Origin of the sequence: Lysinibacillus sp. LK3, from assembly GCF_001043675.1 — a bacterium.
In the GTDB taxonomy this organism is placed as follows: Bacteria; Bacillota; Bacilli; order Bacillales_A; family Planococcaceae; genus Lysinibacillus; species Lysinibacillus capsici.
In genome coordinates this window covers 16,304-33,406 of record NZ_LDUJ01000007.1, presented here as the reverse complement: position 1 = coordinate 33,406, position 17,103 = coordinate 16,304, and the positions used below count along the sequence as shown (strand labels likewise).

The 17,103-nt window shown below is 35.6% G+C and carries 19 protein-coding genes; 12 read left to right on the top strand and 7 right to left on the bottom strand.

From position 1 onward, the window contains the following. Nucleotides 1–12 precede the first annotated feature (12 nt). Together VK91_RS04555 and VK91_RS04550 are read right to left on the bottom strand one after the other, a co-directional pair. Entirely contained in the window at nucleotides 13–648 is a 636-nt protein-coding gene (locus VK91_RS04555) for a TetR/AcrR family transcriptional regulator (RefSeq protein WP_048391200.1), read from the bottom strand. 137 nt (nucleotides 649–785) lie between these two features. Continuing rightward, entirely contained in the window at nucleotides 786–1,685 is a 900-nt protein-coding gene (locus VK91_RS04550; RefSeq protein WP_048391199.1) for a hypothetical protein, read from the bottom strand. A 285-nt stretch (nucleotides 1,686–1,970) separates the two neighbouring features. On the opposite strand from VK91_RS04550, the gene VK91_RS23010 reads away from it, so the two are divergent. The 5 genes from VK91_RS23010 to VK91_RS04525 all read left to right on the top strand — a co-directional run bounded on the left by VK91_RS23010 (nucleotide 1,971) and on the right by VK91_RS04525 (nucleotide 6,205). Continuing rightward, the gene (locus VK91_RS23010) at nucleotides 1,971–2,336 is read left to right on the top strand and encodes a hypothetical protein (RefSeq protein ID WP_231595579.1); all 366 of its coding nucleotides are present in this window, start codon (nucleotides 1,971–1,973) and stop codon (nucleotides 2,334–2,336) included. 459 nt (nucleotides 2,337–2,795) lie between these two features. Continuing rightward, nucleotides 2,796–3,368, top strand: coding sequence for a class I SAM-dependent methyltransferase (locus VK91_RS04540; RefSeq protein ID WP_048391198.1), 573 nt, complete (start codon nucleotides 2,796–2,798; stop codon nucleotides 3,366–3,368). Beyond that, a complete protein-coding gene (locus VK91_RS04535; protein ID WP_048391197.1) occupies nucleotides 3,368–3,955 on the top strand; it encodes a DedA family protein in 588 nt (195 codons plus the stop codon). Before VK91_RS04540 ends, VK91_RS04535 begins: the two co-directional genes overlap by 1 nt. Before the next feature lie 53 nt (nucleotides 3,956–4,008). Beyond that, nucleotides 4,009–4,710 carry a response regulator transcription factor gene (locus tag VK91_RS04530; RefSeq protein ID WP_048391196.1) on the top strand — a complete coding sequence of 234 codons (702 nt, stop codon included), beginning with the start codon at nucleotides 4,009–4,011 and terminating at the stop codon, nucleotides 4,708–4,710. Beyond that, entirely contained in the window at nucleotides 4,694–6,205 is a 1,512-nt protein-coding gene (locus tag VK91_RS04525; protein WP_048391192.1) for a sensor histidine kinase, read from the top strand. Before VK91_RS04530 ends, VK91_RS04525 begins: the two co-directional genes overlap by 17 nt. A 4-nt stretch (nucleotides 6,206–6,209) precedes the next feature. On the opposite strand, the gene VK91_RS04520 is transcribed toward VK91_RS04525, so the two are convergent. Next, complete coding sequence (locus tag VK91_RS04520) at nucleotides 6,210–6,515, bottom strand: hypothetical protein (protein ID WP_048391191.1); 306 nt, start codon at nucleotides 6,513–6,515, stop codon at nucleotides 6,210–6,212. Between the two features lie 279 nt (nucleotides 6,516–6,794). Here VK91_RS04520 and VK91_RS04515 point away from each other — a divergent pair, with 279 nt between their 5' ends. Next, nucleotides 6,795–8,396, top strand: coding sequence for a Na/Pi cotransporter family protein (locus tag VK91_RS04515; protein WP_197078708.1), 1,602 nt, complete (start codon nucleotides 6,795–6,797; stop codon nucleotides 8,394–8,396). 149 nt (nucleotides 8,397–8,545) lie between these two features. On the opposite strand, the gene VK91_RS04510 is transcribed toward VK91_RS04515, so the two are convergent. After that, a complete protein-coding gene (locus tag VK91_RS04510) occupies nucleotides 8,546–9,424 on the bottom strand; it encodes a LysR family transcriptional regulator (protein WP_048391189.1) in 879 nt (292 codons plus the stop codon). A gap of 100 nt (nucleotides 9,425–9,524) precedes the next feature. Between VK91_RS04510 and VK91_RS04505 the strand changes: the two genes are divergently transcribed. Then, nucleotides 9,525–10,688 (top strand): YbfB/YjiJ family MFS transporter, encoded by a 1,164-nt coding sequence (locus VK91_RS04505; protein ID WP_048391187.1) that lies wholly within the window; start codon nucleotides 9,525–9,527, stop codon nucleotides 10,686–10,688. Nucleotides 10,689–10,729: 41 nt separating this feature from the next. Here VK91_RS04505 and VK91_RS04500 read toward each other — a convergent pair whose 3' ends face one another. Next, nucleotides 10,730–11,590, bottom strand: a complete 861-nt coding sequence (locus VK91_RS04500; protein WP_048391185.1) for a YitT family protein — start codon at nucleotides 11,588–11,590, stop codon at nucleotides 10,730–10,732. Nucleotides 11,591–11,622: 32 nt separating this feature from the next. Beyond that, complete coding sequence (locus VK91_RS04495) at nucleotides 11,623–12,162, bottom strand: transcriptional regulator (protein ID WP_048391183.1); 540 nt, start codon at nucleotides 12,160–12,162, stop codon at nucleotides 11,623–11,625. 183 nt (nucleotides 12,163–12,345) lie between these two features. On the opposite strand from VK91_RS04495, the gene VK91_RS04490 reads away from it, so the two are divergent. The 4 genes from VK91_RS04490 to VK91_RS04475 are packed head-to-tail and all read left to right on the top strand — an operon-like array spanning nucleotide 12,346 to nucleotide 14,689. After that, complete coding sequence (locus VK91_RS04490; RefSeq protein WP_016994843.1) at nucleotides 12,346–12,597, top strand: PLD nuclease N-terminal domain-containing protein; 252 nt, start codon at nucleotides 12,346–12,348, stop codon at nucleotides 12,595–12,597. After that, a complete protein-coding gene (locus VK91_RS04485; RefSeq protein WP_048391182.1) occupies nucleotides 12,581–13,483 on the top strand; it encodes an ABC transporter ATP-binding protein in 903 nt (300 codons plus the stop codon). The genes VK91_RS04490 and VK91_RS04485 overlap by 17 nt, the downstream gene beginning before the upstream one ends. A gap of 6 nt (nucleotides 13,484–13,489) precedes the next feature. Next, a complete protein-coding gene (locus tag VK91_RS04480; protein ID WP_048391181.1) occupies nucleotides 13,490–14,269 on the top strand; it encodes an ABC transporter permease in 780 nt (259 codons plus the stop codon). A 21-nt stretch (nucleotides 14,270–14,290) separates the two neighbouring features. Next, on the top strand, nucleotides 14,291–14,689 hold the full coding sequence (locus VK91_RS04475; protein ID WP_048391179.1) for a GntR family transcriptional regulator: 399 nt from the start codon (nucleotides 14,291–14,293) through the stop codon (nucleotides 14,687–14,689). A 30-nt stretch (nucleotides 14,690–14,719) separates the two neighbouring features. Here VK91_RS04475 and VK91_RS04470 read toward each other — a convergent pair whose 3' ends face one another. Beyond that, nucleotides 14,720–16,117 carry a hypothetical protein gene (locus VK91_RS04470; protein WP_048391177.1) on the bottom strand — a complete coding sequence of 466 codons (1,398 nt, stop codon included), beginning with the start codon at nucleotides 16,115–16,117 and terminating at the stop codon, nucleotides 14,720–14,722. Between the two features lie 292 nt (nucleotides 16,118–16,409). On the opposite strand from VK91_RS04470, the gene VK91_RS04465 reads away from it, so the two are divergent. Further along, the gene (locus VK91_RS04465; protein WP_048391175.1) at nucleotides 16,410–17,015 is read left to right on the top strand and encodes a TetR/AcrR family transcriptional regulator; all 606 of its coding nucleotides are present in this window, start codon (nucleotides 16,410–16,412) and stop codon (nucleotides 17,013–17,015) included. The last annotated feature ends 88 nt before the right edge of the window (nucleotides 17,016–17,103 follow it).

The window sequence follows — 17,103 nt, the reverse complement described above, 5'->3', positions numbered from 1 at the left end:
ACTCACCCCATTTTATTGATACAATAATGTTTTCAAAAATAGAAAATATTCACTAGCCTCTTCCATGCATTGCTCGATTAATTCATTAAAGAGCTCTTGATTATCTACATGCGCTTTTAATCTTTCCTCATAACGATGACTGATACCATCTGTTACCCATTGAATAGTATCAATTGCCTTTTTGATATCCAAATTTTCTCGGAATAAACTCGTATCAATTCCTTCGAATGCAGTTACATAAGCATTTTTTTGAAAAGCGGCATTGTAATGATTTAGTTCATCTCGTACCTCAGAGCTTGTTTCAGCATAGGCCTTTTTCAAAAAATCAAACAGCGCATGATATTGCTTCATGAGATCAACTTTAATTTTCATGATCTGTTCATAACGCTTAAAAATATCAGGCTCTGCTAAATCAATTTGGCGATTAAGTGCCTCGGAGAATTTAGTAGTTGTATAGTCATATAAGAAAAGATATAAATTTTTTTTACTACCAAAATAGTGATATAAAATGCCTTTTGATATATTGGCATTGCTCACAATTTTGTTTGTTGAAGCGGTAGCATAGTTATTGAGCGAAAATTCCCTTAAGGCAGCATTAATAATTGCTTGGCGCTTTTCTTCGGTTAAATTCATAAAAGCTTGATACAATTTTTTACTCCTTTCCGTCATATTTTATGCCATTATATAGAAATTGACTACTGTGGTCAATGTGATTTGGGAAAATAAAAAAGAACATGATTGTGACCATTTCCAATAGTCTCACTCATGCTCTCCATTGCTTCAGTTTACTTATCATAATAATTGTTCAATGCAATTTCTAAACGTTCTTCTAAATGCTTTGAAATATAGCTTAGAACGAATTGCTCTTTGTCCATTTCAATTTGTGCGGACTTAAAAAATTTGGTGAAAAAACCGACTTTATGATTTTGGGAATATTGCTGTAATGCTTCTGTACGTAATGTAGAAACGATTTCATTTTCTATATGACGCTCTCTAATCTTTTGGACAATGTCCTTCACGCTATTTTCTTGCAGCTCGGTAATTTGATTTTGTAGATGCTCATTTTCCTGCTTTAGCTCCAACGTTTCTTTTTGAATTTCTTCCACTTGAAGGACAGAATCGGTCGAAAGACGTTGAATGTTTTTGTCAAGAAAGTCCTGATTAATGTTAACTTGTAATGTCCCTTGCTCTTCATTCGGCAAAATCTGAAAAAGACCTGTTTGAATCATTTGCTGTAGGACGTTTCCAAGCAAATCGATTTTATGTGATAAATCCTCAGAATCCATGGTCGTTGCGGTAATTTGGTGTTTCAGCAACTGACCGTTATCATCAATACCTAGCAATAATTTAATCCCCCTTACACGATACTCATCCTTCAATAATAAAATCATGCGCAATCTCAATATAGCAGGTAGGTTTAAACGAATATTGCTATTTGTATTGGGCGAAGCATTGTCAAAAATATACTGTTCAAACGGTTTTAAATAGTAGCGAAGCATGGCGTCTGTAATATCAAACCAGCCCGCGACTTCTGCAATTGTATAGTGTTTCGATTCATCGATCTCTGCTAAATACCCATCATTATAGAGGTTTTCCTCTAAAGGTGTATGTTGCAGTGCCACAAACAATGGGTCATCTTGCACAATTTCAAGTACCATTTCTTTTGCATCATTTACTTTAAGCATCCTTACACACCCCACTTTATTTTTCCCATGACTAAATGTTCCCTATATAGGTTTCTATTCGATTGGCAGCAATTGTATGCCTATTTTATGTAGGAAATAGTCATTAGAACGAAGTACCTTTTTATCTTTTATGAATCTTAAGGGAAATTGTACTGATGTTCAGGAGGAAGTTAATACAGAAGAATTACCATCCTATACATTTTATTTTTTATAGATAAAAGATTATAATTAGTGTAAAATTACACTTAAATAATCATATTATATTTTTGTGGAGGTGTAGCTGAAATGAAAAGATGCATTCAAAGTATGTTGTCGCTATTTCCATTTCCGTTTTTATTTCATTTTTACGAGTATAATAGCCACCTCTCAAACCAAGAGGCCAGCTTCTTATTGCCATTATTTCTTTTTTCCATCATTGGAGTTGGCATAGTATCTAGAAATGTTCATCTACCTTTGTTCATTGTCCTAAATTTTTGGATGACTGCTTTGTCTTTAATGTTAGGCCATTTTTTTATAGATGATGATGGAAGTTGGTTTAAGCCTTTTGGAAGAGATATAGCCATTATCTTTGTTTCATTCTTTTATGTTTTAGGGCAATTAATTATAAGAGGGATTAATATTGGAATCATAAGACATAGAGTAAAAGATTAAAATTACAATAAGTCGTATAAGAAAGGACCATGCCTTTATAAAGCTGTTAAGAAAAGAGGGAAATATGATCATTACTATTGATACAGCTAAAAATGAAGATTATATTGCGATCAATCATCTTGGGGAAACGGTTACTTAAACGTTATAAAGAATGGGGAGGAGGCTACATCTATAGAATTAATGTGTGTGAGTTCAATACCAATGAAATTGAATTTTATGAGATTTAGGGATGAAGAGTGTAAAAAGAAAAATGAAGATGAATATAGAAATCAAGCAATTAAGTCACTCATGAATGAAAATGAGCGACTTTTTTGTTTCACCGTATGAGATCGTGTTGATCTACTAACTAAATAATGTCAATTATTAAGAAAAAGTTAAGAATTCTCCTTGCAAATCTTTAAGAAAGTCTCTTTATAGTTAAAACCATCAATAAAGAAAGCAAAGCGAGGAGACAACTAAATGCAGCTCATCACCTTCCTTACTGAATTTATAAAGCATCCAAAAACAATAGGCGCTATATCACCTAGTTCTAAGAAATTAGCGCATAAAATGGTGCAACCTATTTGCTTTGAGACGGCTCAATGCATTATAGAGCTTGGCCCTGGGATGGGGGCCTTTACAAAGGAGCTTGTGAAAAGAAAAAAGCCAGCTACATTACTTGTTCTCATTGAACATAATGCGATTTTTTGTGAGAAACTGCGTAGGCAATTTGCTCATGTAGCCAATGTTGTAGTGATCCATGGTTCAGCAGAAAATTTGAAGCAATATTTGACGGATTTGAATATCAAAAAAATAGATTATGTTATTTCTGGACTGCCATTTACATCGTTAAAGGCGGAAGTATCGTGTTGTATTTTAAAAAATGTGAGGGATTGTTTGTACAATGGAAAATTCATTACTTTCCAATATTCACTTGTGAAAAAATCATTTTTTCAAACCTATTTTCAGAATATTTCACATGAGAAAGTATGGATTAATATGCCACCAGCCTATGTATTGAGCTGTAGGCTAGGAAATACGAGGGTCAGCTAATGGAGCTAAAGGATCTTTTATTATTTATTGAACAATATGGCTATTTTGCTTTGTTTTTTAGTTTATGGCTAGGGATCATAGGCATGCCACTACCAGATGAAATGATTGTCATGAGTGGTGGTTTTCTATCGTCGCTAGGAAAATTGATCATATGGAAATCTTTCTTACTTACTTATTTAGGCGTTGTTTCAGGGCTTTCTCTAGGATTTATACTTGGAAAACTATTTGGTCATCGTGTACTCGATAAACTTGTGAAAAAGAAAAAGGCAAAGTACTTAACCAAATCACAAGAATTGTTAGATCAATATGGACACTTTGCATTAGTCCTGAGTTACTTTATTCCAATTGTTCGACATATCCTCCCTTACTTGGTGGGAATGAATAATATGTCTTTTAAAACATATGCCTTATTTTCCTATACAACAGGCTTTGTCTGGACATTGATTTATTTTACACTAGGTTTATTATTTGGCAGTCAAATTGAATATATTTCTTTGATTGCTACGAAATATGGTATGTACTTTGGGTTATTCATCGTGACTGTTAGCTGTATTTATTATTTTTATATACGGAAAATAATAAAATAGCTAAAATGGAGGAGCATTATGAATGGAAAATATTTGATTAATGGTGGGATTAGATGAGTAATGAAACAATTTTAATTGTAGATGATGAAAAAGAGATAAGAAATCTGATAGGCATTTATTTGAAAAATGAGGGGTTTCATGTGTTAGAGGCATGTGATGGAGAAGAGGGCTTACAGTTAGTAAAGAAGCATAAAGTACATTTAATTGTATTGGATTTAATGATGCCTAAAGTAAATGGCATTGAAATGTGTATGAAGGTAAGAGAAATAGCAGAAATGCCTATTATTATGCTAACTGCCAAATCTCAAGATATGGATAAGATTAGTGGTTTAACGATAGGTGCTGATGATTATGTGACTAAGCCCTTTAATCCGTTAGAGCTAATTGCACGTATTAAATCACAGCTCCGTCGCTATCTGAAAATGAGTGGCTTACATAGCAGCAATAGAGAGGAGCTGGAAGTTGGCGATTTACGTATCAATACAGCGACACATGAAGTTTTTGTTAACAATGAAAGAGTAAAGCTGACACCTAGGGAGTTTGCTATTTTGGAATTGCTTGTTAGTAACCCTGGCATTGTCATGAGTGCAGAGCAAATCTATGAAAAAGTTTGGAAAGAGGAAGCATTTCAATCGGAAAATACTGTAATGGTACATATTCGAAAAATTAGAGAGCGAATTGAGGCAAATCCAAGGAATCCACAATATATTAAAACCGTATGGGGAGTAGGGTATAAAGTTGAAAAAGTTCTCTAGGCTTTTAAAGTTCCCAAGGTTTCTGAAGCAAATTGGTGCGAAAATAAAAAATAATATTCAACGTAGCATTCGTATTCAACTATTTACAACGTTTTTATTATGTGCACTTGGCAGTTTTTTAGTGGCACGTGCAGTAGTGCCATTTTTTGAGAATAACAATGAGACAGTGATTGTGGATTATAGTGGTAGTATGAAGATGATGTATTATCATGCACAGGATACAGCAGCATTGGCAACCCAAGAAAATAGTGTTGAAGCATTAAGAGAATTGATCGATCAAGAAAATGGAAAAATAGAAAATGAGGACAATGCATTCAAAATTGTCGTCACAGATGAGGCAGGTAAGATCTTATATAAAACAAAGCAGGTAAAAGAGCAACAAATCGATTTGCATGAAGAAATAAGGCATGTCATGGGCTTTACAATGAATCAACCTTTTGAAAATGCCTATCATATGATCGAAACTTCTCGTGAAGAGTTTACTACATTAGTGCCACTAACTTTACAAGATAAAAATTATTACTTCTTTGTTAGTGGACTTCCACAAGGAGAAGCCATCACAAGTACGAATGAAGGTCCCATACCTTTTTTCATTGGTGTTATGTTGTTTATCGTATCATTTTTCTCGATAACAAAACGCAAAATGAATCAAATTGAGGCATTAGCAGAGGGGGTTATGGAAATCGCAAAAGGAAATTTAGCCTTTCGTATTGAGAAAAAAGGCCAAGATGAAATTGCTTCACTAACGGATAATGTTAATCAAATGGCAGAAGAAATTATGACAAGTATCGAGATGGAGAGGAAAATTGAGCAACAAAAAAACGAGCTTATTACAAATGTTTCACATGACCTTAGAACACCTCTTACCTCAATCATGGGTTATTTGCGTTTATTAAGAGAAGAGAAGTATGAGACAAAAGAGCAATATGACGAATATTTGAAAATAGCCTTTTCTAAATCCGAACAATTAAAAAATTTAATAGACGATTTATTTGAATATACTAAGCTCACGAATGATAAAAATACTTTAATGCGACAACAAGTTTGTGTAAATGAGCTGCTCGAACAACTAATGGAGGAATTAGTACCGTTAGCAGAGGAGAAACAACGTATTTTTATAAAACATTTTCCAGAGAATCGAATTGTTGCTGCGCTGGATTCGGAAAAGATTGTACGAGTTTTTGATAATCTCCTCATCAATGCGATCAATTATAGTACTGCTGAAGGGAAAATTATGGTTTCCCTTGAAGGACAAGCACACCATGTGCGTATTTGTGTAGCGAATCAAAGTGATGCCTTTACATCGGTGGAGCTTGCTAGTTTATTTGAGAGATTTTATAAAAAAGATCAATCGAGAACAAATGTAACCGAGGGCTCAGGGCTTGGACTAGCGATTGCCAAAAGTATAGTGGAGCTTCACGGAGGAACGATTCACGCAAAATACAAAAATGAGACACTGTACTTTATTATCACATTGCCGTTAGCAGCTACATAACTGACTACAATGGAAGAATAGTAATGGCATGTTGTGTTTGTGTATGATGTGACAGCATGTCTTGCAGGGTTGCTAGGGTAGCTGTGTTTCTGATTAATAATTGGATTTCAGTATGCTTGTATTGTCGTTGAAAGTCCATAATATAATCTGCAATGATATGTAAATTATATTGATTTTTAATCTCTACCTCAACGAAAAATGGCAGTGTTAAATCTGGCAGCTTAATACTGCCACCACGTCGAATCCAAATTGCTTCCTGCACATAGTAGCGGATCGGTAATTGGCGGTTACTAGCTATAAAAATATCCATAAAAAACTCCCTTCAGTGTCTAATTACAGCCTAATGGAAATGCATTCAGTCGTCAAAAGAAAACATGTAAAAATCTGATTGAAGATTTTTTCATGTTTTTTTTGTTTGTTTTTTGTTGAATTTGATTTGAATATGTCCGTTTTTTGGACTAATTGTAAAGGGCGTGTAAACATTAATTTAATCCATTGTAAATGATATGTACAGCTAGCTTAAAACTATTAATAATAAAGTCTGACAACAAGGAAAGGGTTGAATGGATTGGCTATCAATGTACAGGAGATGATTTTCCAATTTCTTGGAGGGTTAGGCTTATTTCTTTTCGCTATTAAATTTATGGGAGATGGCTTGCAGAAGGCTGCAGGTGATCGACTAAGAGATATTTTAGATAAATTTACAACAAACCCATTGATGGGTGTACTAGTTGGTATTGTGGTTACAGTTCTCATACAATCAAGTTCAGGTACGACCGTTATAACTGTTGGACTAGTGAGCGCAGGACTTATGAAATTGCGTCAAGCAATAGGCGTTATTATGGGAGCTAATATTGGGACAACCATCACAGCATTTATTATAGGAATAGATGTAGGTGCTTACGCATATCCAATTATGGCAGTGGGCGCGATATGCTTATTTTTCTTTAAGAAAAGTTTCATTCAAAATATTGGACAAGTATTATTCGGGTTTGCAGGTTTATTTATTGGTTTAGAGCTTATGAGTGGTGGAATGAAGCCACTTAGAGATTGGCAACCATTTTTAGATTTGACTGTACAAATGTCTGATGTGCCGATTTTAGGGGTATTAGTAGGAACGATATTCACCCTGATTGTTCAATCTTCCTCAGCTACAGTAGGGATTTTACAAGGGCTTTATGCTGAAGATTTAATAACTTTACACGGGGCATTACCTGTCTTGTTTGGAGATAATATTGGTACAACGATTACAGCAATTCTAGCCGCTTTAGGTGCTTCTATTGCAGCAAAGCGAGCAGCTGCCACACATTTACTATTTAATGTAGTGGGTACAATTATCTTTATGCTCATATTGGGATTATTTACGAACTATGTGGAATGGATTGCAGGGGTGCTCAATTTAGAGCCGAAAATGCAAATAGCCTTTGCACATGGAACGTTTAATGTCATCAATACAATCATTCAGTTACCGTTCATAGGTGTTTGGGCTTATGTCGTAACGAAACTAATTCCAGGCGAAGATTCAGTTATTGAATACAAACCAAAATTTTTGGATAAAAATTTGATTATCAAATCACCATCAGTGGCATTAGGTCAAGCAAAAATGGAAGTAGTGCGCATGGGCGAGTATAGTATTCAAGGTCTAGAAGAAACGTTAACGATTTTGAAAACGGATGATGCTAAGTTAATCGGCAAGGTCGGCCAATTGGAGGAAGCCATTAATAATTTAGACCGCAAATCAACGGAATATTTAGTGGAGCTATCAAAACAATCTCTATCAACCCATGATTCCCAAGTGCATCATGCTTTATTTGAAAATATTCGGGATATCGAACGAATTGGTGATCATGTAGAAAATATAATTGAGCTTCTGCAATACAAGGATAGTAATCGCGTTCGTTTAAGTCAACAAGCGATGCAGGAGTTAGAAGATATGTTTGTTTTTACATTAGAAACTGTGAAAATGTCTATTGAATCCCTTGATAAGCGTGATCTTTCCTTAGCACAGCAAGTGATAGAAAAAGAAAATGAAATTGATAATATGGAGAGACGTTTACGTAAGTTGCATATTAAGCGATTAAATGAAGGAGTTTGCTCAGGTTCAGCAGGTATTGTATTTGCGGATATTGTGAGTAATTTAGAAAGAATTGGTGATCATGCTTCTAACATAGCGGAAACCGTTATTGCCTAATATTAAGCTGTTCAGTGGAGATAATCTGCTGAACAGCTTTTTTTATTAGGGGAAGGATAGAATTGTTAAAATGACGGATAGAATTTCAAAACTGACGGATAGAATTTCAAAACTGACGGATAGAATTTCAAAACTGAAGGATAGAACCCTCAAACTGTCGGATAGTCATAAGCTTCTATGGCTTCTAAAAAATAAGTTAGGATGGGGGATTGTACTTCGTCCTTACGATAAATAAACCATGTAGGAATATGTGCTTGCTTGTTCTTTATCTTGTGCAATGTTAATGCTTGTGTTGCCATATATTTTTCCGCAATGGCAAGTGGTAGTAAGGTAATACCTAACCCAGCAGCAACACAGCCAATAATACCGTCAAGCGTACCAAGCTCCATTCGATTTTGTGGTCGAACCCCTTCTTCATGTAACCAATGTTCCAAGATGGCTCGATAGGAACAGCCATGTCGGAATGTAATCACAGTGCTTCCCTCTAAATCCTGTAGATGCTTAATAGGTTTATGCTTGCTAGAAGTGAGAATAACAAGCTCTTCACAGACAAACTCTTTCATCATTATATTTTCTTTATAAACAGGTCCGGTAACAAATGCGCCATCTAGTTCATAGTTTTCTACCCGTTCAATATTGTACTGAGAAGGGCTTGTTAATATGGTGATATCCACTTGTTCATGTGCTTGATGAAATGTGCTTAACAGAGTTGGTAAATGCAATGCAGCAGTTGTTTCCATCGAACCAATTCGTAAAACGCCTCGTTGTTCCTCCGTTTCATGTATGATCTCAAAGGTTTTTTCATAGAGATGAAGCATTTTTAGGACTAACTCGTAGAATTGTTCTCCTTTTGGTGTTAGCCGTATCCCTCGATGTCCACGATAAAAAAAGGTTGTTTCGTAGATTGCCTCAAGACTTTGTATTTTCATAGAGATATTGGATTGTGTGTAATTAAGTGCTGTGGCAGCTTTAGAAAAGCTACCTGTTTGGACGACTGTTCGATAAATCGTTAAATCATTAATATTCATATGCCCTCCAGCTATCAATTTTATTGATACTTATTATAAAGAATTAGATCTATTTTTGATACCTAGATATTCGATATAGTGAAATAGAAGGAGTGATGATATGCACAAGCAAACCGTACGCTATTTAATCGGGGGTATTTTTGCTTTAGTTATTGCTATGGGCATCGGCCGTTTTTCGTATACGGTTATTTTACCTTATATGCAAGAAACTTTTGAATTTAGCCGAGCAACAGCAGGTTACTTAGCAACAAGTAATTACTTAGGTTATTTGGTTGGAGCCTGGGTGGCAGGTCGTTTACCAATAGGGAATAAACGTATTCTCTTTTTGCAAATTACCCTTGGTATCAGCATTTTAACAACAGCCTTCATGGGCTTTACAAATGTAATCATCATTTGGTATTTATTACGATTTATCTCGGGTGTTGTGAGTGCTTTTATTTTTGTTGTTATAACAAGCCTTATACTAGACCAGTTAGCCAGCAGTAGTCATATGCATCTATCGGGGCTGTTCTATAGTGGGGTGGGAATAGGGATTGCATTAAGTGCGGTAATTGTTTCACCAATCCAAGCTGTTTTCCATTGGAATGGAACTTGGATCGTATTAGCTTTATTTAGTATTGTATTGTTTGTCTTGATTGTACTATTCATTAAGCCTATTACACCAAGTAAACAACTAGTGGAAAGCCAGATAATTTCACAGAAAACGCCTCCTCAGTCTTGGATGAAATGGTTAATCATCGCTTATAGCTTAGAGGGGCTTGGCTATATTGTCACAGGCACATTTATTGTATCAATTGCACAGGAGTCGACAAGCTTTCATGGAGATGCAGCCTTTGTATGGTTTGTTGTGGGTGTTGCAGCAATTCCCTCATGTATCGTTTGGTCTAAGCTAGCACAGCGTTATGGCTATGTGAAAATTTTACTCATCTCTATGCTACTGCAAGCGATAGGTATTGTTTTACCTGCGCTAGCTACAAATTCGATGACCCTTTATGCTAGTGCCTTCATTTTTGGGGCAACCTTTATGGGAATTACAACTGTTTGTACAACATTAGCGAGGAAACTTGCACCAGTTAATAGTCATCAAATGATAGGTTATTTAACGGCTGGCTATGCGCTCGGACAAATGATTGGTCCATCCATTGCAGGCACACTTGCAAGTTACACAAATAGCTATCAGTATGCCTTAGTTGGGGCTTCCTTAGTAGTAATGCTGGGAGGATTATGTTTAATAGGAGGCGTAAAATATGATAGAAGCAACTAAAAAAAGTAAGTAAGGCATAGTGCGCCTTACTTACTTTGAAATTAATGGATATCTCGTTTCTTAAAGTTACCACCACGAACTTCTGACACATCAGAAATGACTACAAAAGCGCCTTCGTCGATGTCTTTAATAATCGAAACTAATTTATTTTCTTCCATACGGTTAATGACACAGTTTAAGATTTCTGTTGGTTCATTGGAGAAACCACCACGTCCATGTGTATAGGTAACACCACGTCCTAAGCGGGCTTGGATAGCGTCTCCAATCTCCTCGGATTTTCCACTAACAACACGAACTTCTTTTGATTTTTCTAAACCAACTTGGATAATATCGATAACATTTTTGGCAATATAGTAAGTTAACGCTGAGTAGAGAGCACTCTCTAAGCCAAAGATAAAGCTTGCCCCTAAGAAAATAAAGGCATTGATAAATAATATAATATCGCCGACTGAAAATGGAATTTTACGAGATAATAGTACAGCTAAAACCTCTGAGCCATCTAAAGCGCCACCATTTCGTAGGACAATTCCAATACCCACACCAAGGAGCATACCACCAGATAAGACAATTAGGAGGGGATCATTTGGGCCTAAAATGGTTTTGACGTCATGTAAAAGCACTGTAGAAATCGATAATGCTGCAATACCAGCGCTACTCATTAAGGCAAAGGTTTTTCCAACTTGCTTGTAGCCGATATAAATGAACGGAATATTTAATACAAAGAGCAGTACGCCTAACGGGATACCAAAGAGGTGCGCACCCATAATACTAAGACCTGTTACACCGCCATCAATGACAGCATTCGGAATTAACACGGCCTCTAGTCCGTATGCGGCTATAACTGCCCCAATAATGATCATAATTAATTTTCGTATATTTTCTAGTGACTTTCCTTTTTTCATAAATCTTCTCCATTTCTTTACGTCAATAGTACCTAAGGCTTTGGAATAATATTTAAAGCAATTGTTTTAGTCTCCAAACCTTTATTTGAATCGGTCATATTATAGTATTTAGTTAATAAATCGTTTAATTCATTTTCAAAGTTTTTGAATTGATCGTCCGTTAACGTTAAGTCGATTAAAGAAAAAGTTGCTAAATCTGTTGTGCTTTCTTTTTCATCAAGTGAATGCAAATAATTTTGATATTGAGATAGTAAAGCCAATTGATAGTAGGAAATATAATTTAATTTTTGCTTGGTTGTGAGTTGAGTCCAATCCTCCTTACTAAGTTTTGCTGCTCCTTCATTTAATGCATAAAACTTCTCTGTAACAGAACGAACTTTTCGCTCTTTCACAATTTTTATGATATTTTCATCGACTAAAATTTGGATATGACGATATAGAGTGGCTTGTGGTACATCTTTAATGACAGAAATCATCTCCAATGTGCTTAAACCCTCTTCTTTATTGTGCATCAGAGCTTGTAAAATTTTCATTCTCACAGGGTGCATTAATACCTCTGCTTTATTACGCATAAACCGATCCTCCTACCAGAAAATGAGATAGTATCAAGGGAAGCAATCAAATGTTATCAATTTGAGAACATTATCAAAAAATATACTATAGCGTTTTTTTAAAGATGTACAGTAAAAAGGTAATGAAATTTTTTCATTCTTTTGTTATCATTATTGATAATGATAATGAAGGGGGTTATAAAAATGAAATTACACTATGGTTTTGAAGACTTAAATCAAATTGATTGGGCAAGCATACTACCAATTCTTTTACCATTTGTACTCGTAGGTTTTTTACTTATCACTGTTGCACTAATAGATTTATATAAACACAGAGATAGCAGAGAAAACATACTAATGTGGGCCATTATTATTTTGTTCTTTAATACAATTGGTTCTGTTCTATATTTCGTGATGGGAAGAAAGGATGTCAATAAACGTGCGCTTAGAAATTAATAATATTACGAAAAAATTTAAACAGAAAACGGCAGTAAGTAGTTTTTCAATGGTTATAGATTCGAATGAATGTGTAGGGCTTATTGGACCAAACGGGGCAGGAAAATCTACATTAATTCAGATTATTGCTGATATTCTTTATGCAGATGCAGGGGACATTGTACTTGATGGGCAAAAAATTTCAAAGATGAAAAATCATATTGGTTATTTACCACAGTACCCTAATTTCTTCTCGTGGATGACAGCCTCTGAAACTTTAGCCTTTATGGGGACACTTTCGGGTATTTCGAAAAATCAATTACAAAAAGACATCCCAATTCTTCTGGAAAAGGTAGGCTTAGGGAAAGAAGCACATGCTCATGTTGGAACATTTTCAGGAGGTATGAAACAGCGTCTTGGAATCGCACAAGCTTTATTACACAAGCCAGCTTTCATCATTATGGATGAACCAGTTTCAGCCCTAGATCCAATTGGTAGACGTGAAGTGCTGAATCTATTAAAAGACATAAAAAAAGAAACGACCATACTACTTTCTACACATATTTTAGGCGATGCGGAGGAAGTTTGTGAGCGCTTTGTGGTCATTAAAAATGGTTACAAAATAGAAGATGCAACAAAATTAGAGTTACTTAATCGCTATCAAGATTCAGCTATCTTTTTAGCGGTTCAAAAGAAAGATGTTAAGTGGCTAACAACGATTGAACATTTACCTTATGTAAAGAGAATCGAAAATTGTGGGGATGGTTTTAAAGTATATGTCAATCACTTGGAAGAGGACGCCCATCGATTGCTACAGTACGGATTGGATTCAAATGTACTATTTACAAAGTTTGATCTTGGCCTTCAAGAAAGCTTAGAAGAAATATTTTTAGAATTGGTGGTGTAATTTGAAGTGAATACGTTTATAGCACTAAGTAAAAAAGAAATGAATCAAATGACAAAGGAATATAAAGTCGTTTGGCTACCAATCGTCTATATCCTCCTAGGTTTAACTCAGCCGATTATGATGTATTTCTTGCCTGCTATTTTACAATCAATGGGTGGTATAGAAGGGATTATAATTGATCCAACAATGGCAAAGCCAGGGGGAGAAGAAGTGCTTGCTTCAACCCTTAATTCGCAATTTGATCAATTAGGTATAATCATCCTTGCTATTGCAACGATGGGTATTATTCAAGGAGAAAAAGCGAATGGAATGATGGCCTTCATTTTAACAAGGCCAGTATCAATCACATCCTACTTAAACAGTAAACTCCTTACTCATTATATTTTAGCCGTCCTATGTATTTCGCTTGGCTATGCAATGTCCCTTGGCTATACATCTTATTTATTTACCTCTGTACCGATAATGCGCGCATTGATAGCTTTAGCATTTTATTGTATTTGGCTGTTGTTCATCATTACATTTGTTGCCATGATGAGTACATTTTTTAATAGTACACCATTTATTGCTTTAATTAGTATTGGTGTCTTATTTATTTGTCGTTTTTGTGCTGGTTTACATCCATTCTTAGATGTCATAAATCCAGCTAGTAATAGTTTGTATGCTACAACGATAATCATGACAGGTGACATAGAAAAATGGTATAGCTTTAATATAATTGTCACACTGTTACTTGTACTATTCATGATGGCTATCATGCATCATTTTATTGCCAAAAAGAAATTTTAATATGGAGGAAATCCTCGACAAATGAATGTAAAAGTAAATCGAAGAAGCAAAATTCCATATTATCAACAACTCACACAGCAGTTACTTTTATCCATAGCGACTGGAAGCTTAAAAAAGGGGGAACATTTGCCTTCAATTCGCCAGCTAGCAGCACAAACAAACCTCAATCTGCATACAGTTCATAAAAGCTACAAAGAGCTTCAAAAAAAGGGGATCATCACCATTAAGCCTCAGTCTAGAGCATTTATTATCGTAGATCCTAATAAAGCAACGACTATTTCATGTCACCAAATAGCTATGAAAGTGGAGCAATTATTGATAGAGGCTTATATTTTAGGCATGAAAAAATCTCAACTAAAAGAAATGTTTTATGACATTTTACAAAAGTATTATACGGAGAGTGAAAGAGATGGCTACTGATAACCTAGTGACCATCTCTTACTATTTTTATTAAATTAAAAACACAGCAACTATCGTTGTCACAATCAGTCCAATGACTACAGGAATTAAATTTCGTCTTGCCAGCTCAAATGGGCTGACATTACAAATAGCAGCTGCTGGGATTAATGCCCAAGGAATTAGTGTACCACCACCAACCCAAATCGCTGTGATTTGCCCTAAAGCTGTTAAAGTTGCTGTTCCATCACCAATAGCATTCCCGAATAGACTACCAACCGAACCTGCTAAAGAAATTCCGGAGAAGCCCGAACCATCTAACCCAGTAATGGCACCAACAACTGCCAATGTAACAACAGCAATTTCCTTTGTTAACGGAACTATTGCTGCAAGACCGACACCCAGATCATTGACAATACCGTGTGAAGTAGCGGGGAGGTGATCTCCAAGAATTTGTGTAAAGCCAGCATCTCCAAGATAGAAGAAAGCAGCAATTGGAATTACGGGTCCGAAGACTTTAAAGCCGAATTGAAATCCTTGAATCAAATAACTTGTTGTCTTTTCTAATCCCGCTGATTTATGAGCAACCATACTAAGCAATAATAAAATAAAAACAGAGGTTCCACCGATCAAAGCCGTTGCATCGCCGCCCGTTAAATTGAATACTGACATAGCGATAACGTCTAAGATAAAGGCAATAGGAATAAGTACGGCGAAGAATCGTTTTTGCCCAATTGACAGTAAGTTTTCCGCAGTTTCTTGTTCACCCTCCTCCTCCTCATTGTTGCCAGTATTTAAAAGTAGCGTTCCTCGTTTCATATCACGTCTTAAAAAAATATAAGCAACAATTGTCGTTACAACGCCCATTGTGATAACAAGCGGAATACTGGCTGAAACAACATCTCCAACAGGGATACCAGCAGCATCAGCCGTTAATTTTGGAGCCCCTTGAATGACAAAATCACTCGATAATGCAATACCATGCCCAAATAAGTTCATGGCCATGGCAACCCCCAGTGCTGGGAGGCCCGCCCGAATCGCAACAGGCAAGAGCACGGCTCCTAATAGCGCTACTGCAGGTGATGGCCAGAAAAACCAAGAAATAAACATCATTAAAAGTCCAATCGTCCAATAAGCGAGTGCGGGTGTTTTAATGATCTTTGTGAAAGGGGCCACCATAACCTCATTAATACCTGAAGACATCATGACCCGACTCATCGCCACGATAATCGAAATAATAAGAATCGTTGATAGCAGCTCAGTTATGGCATAAATAAAGCTGTTAAACACACCACTTATGGAAGAAGTAAAATCACCAGTTGCAACAATCGCTAGCATAAAGATGCCTACTACACAAATGAGGGTGGTATCGCGACGTTTAACCATAAATCCGATGATGAGCACAATAAAAACCACGTAAATCCAATGGAGAGCTGTGAATTCAATCCCCATACGTTTCCCCCTCAATATTCTGATTCTATAGAATATGAAGAGAAAAAAAGATGGTGATGATTTTAAAAAATTTTGATCCTGGTGAAAAGCAGTCTGAATTAATGGGTAATTAAAATAAATTATTTGATGTAGATCAAGTAATCATAAAAGGAGAGGAATTAGAGCTTGCCATTAAAAATGAAAGTTGAATTAACTATTAAACGAGTAAAGGTGAAGCAATAATCAGTTCTATTGACTTTATAGTCTTAACAATTTATTATATAGACCAGTCATTATAATTTCGGAGGGGAAAATGTCTAGAAATCAAGAAAGTAAAATGAAAATTTTATCGACCGCGTCAACATTGTTTCAAAAACAAGGGTACCATGCTACTGGATTAAATCAAATTATTAAAGAGTCGGGTTGTCCAAAAGGTTCGCTTTATTATTATTTTCCTGAAGGCAAGGAGCAATTAGCGACAGAGGCAATTAATCGAACAAAAGATTTTGCTGCTCAAGAGTTGAGAAATTTATTTTCACAGCATGATGATGTAATAAAAGCTTTAGAGTGTTTTTTTGGGCAATGTTTAAGTTTCAATCCAAAAATTGCACATGATGGAATTCCACTAGCACTTATTTCTTTGGAAACTTGGCATATGAGTGAGCAACTTCGTTTAGCATGCAAGAATGCCTATGAAGAACTTATCATGATATTAAGAGAAAAGTTTATCCAATCAAATTGGCCCCCTGAGGAAGCTACAGAAATGGCGTATTTAGTCTTTAGCATGATAGAAGGTGGCAGTATTTTCGTACTCACTTACAAATCAAATGAGTCACTTAAAAGAATCTGTAAAAGTATCATAGAATTAATAAAGTTAAAGCAAAAGGAAATTCGCAGAAATCTTAGAAATGAGCTTTAAGATCTCGTAAAGTTCGAAAGGAGGAAGTTGGTAAATGCCATTGGATAACATTTCAAGTAACTTATAGTACAAAATAAGGAGTGCTTGA

What these genes read in the sequence shown, in the direction of transcription:
- VK91_RS04550 (WP_048391199.1), bottom strand. Translation starts at nt 1,685, where the DNA reads ATGCTTAAAGTAAATGATGCAAAAGAAATGGTACTTGAAATTGTGCAA.
- VK91_RS23010 (WP_231595579.1), top strand. Translation starts at nt 1,971, where the DNA reads ATGAAAAGATGCATTCAAAGTATGTTGTCGCTATTTCCATTTCCGTTT.
- VK91_RS04540 (WP_048391198.1), top strand. Translation starts at nt 2,796, where the DNA reads ATGCAGCTCATCACCTTCCTTACTGAATTTATAAAGCATCCAAAAACA.
- VK91_RS04535 (WP_048391197.1), top strand. Translation starts at nt 3,368, where the DNA reads ATGGAGCTAAAGGATCTTTTATTATTTATTGAACAATATGGCTATTTT.
- VK91_RS04530 (WP_048391196.1), top strand. Translation starts at nt 4,009, where the DNA reads ATGAGTAATGAAACAATTTTAATTGTAGATGATGAAAAAGAGATAAGA.
- VK91_RS04520 (WP_048391191.1), bottom strand. Translation starts at nt 6,515, where the DNA reads ATGGATATTTTTATAGCTAGTAACCGCCAATTACCGATCCGCTACTAT.
- VK91_RS04515 (WP_197078708.1), top strand. Translation starts at nt 6,795, where the DNA reads ATGATTTTCCAATTTCTTGGAGGGTTAGGCTTATTTCTTTTCGCTATT.
- VK91_RS04510 (WP_048391189.1), bottom strand. Translation starts at nt 9,424, where the DNA reads ATGAATATTAATGATTTAACGATTTATCGAACAGTCGTCCAAACAGGT.
- VK91_RS04505 (WP_048391187.1), top strand. Translation starts at nt 9,525, where the DNA reads ATGCACAAGCAAACCGTACGCTATTTAATCGGGGGTATTTTTGCTTTA.
- VK91_RS04500 (WP_048391185.1), bottom strand. Translation starts at nt 11,590, where the DNA reads ATGAAAAAAGGAAAGTCACTAGAAAATATACGAAAATTAATTATGATC.
- VK91_RS04495 (WP_048391183.1), bottom strand. Translation starts at nt 12,162, where the DNA reads ATGCGTAATAAAGCAGAGGTATTAATGCACCCTGTGAGAATGAAAATT.
- VK91_RS04490 (WP_016994843.1), top strand. Translation starts at nt 12,346, where the DNA reads ATGAAATTACACTATGGTTTTGAAGACTTAAATCAAATTGATTGGGCA.
- VK91_RS04475 (WP_048391179.1), top strand. Translation starts at nt 14,291, where the DNA reads ATGAATGTAAAAGTAAATCGAAGAAGCAAAATTCCATATTATCAACAA.
- VK91_RS04470 (WP_048391177.1), bottom strand. Translation starts at nt 16,117, where the DNA reads ATGGGGATTGAATTCACAGCTCTCCATTGGATTTACGTGGTTTTTATT.
- VK91_RS04465 (WP_048391175.1), top strand. Translation starts at nt 16,410, where the DNA reads ATGTCTAGAAATCAAGAAAGTAAAATGAAAATTTTATCGACCGCGTCA.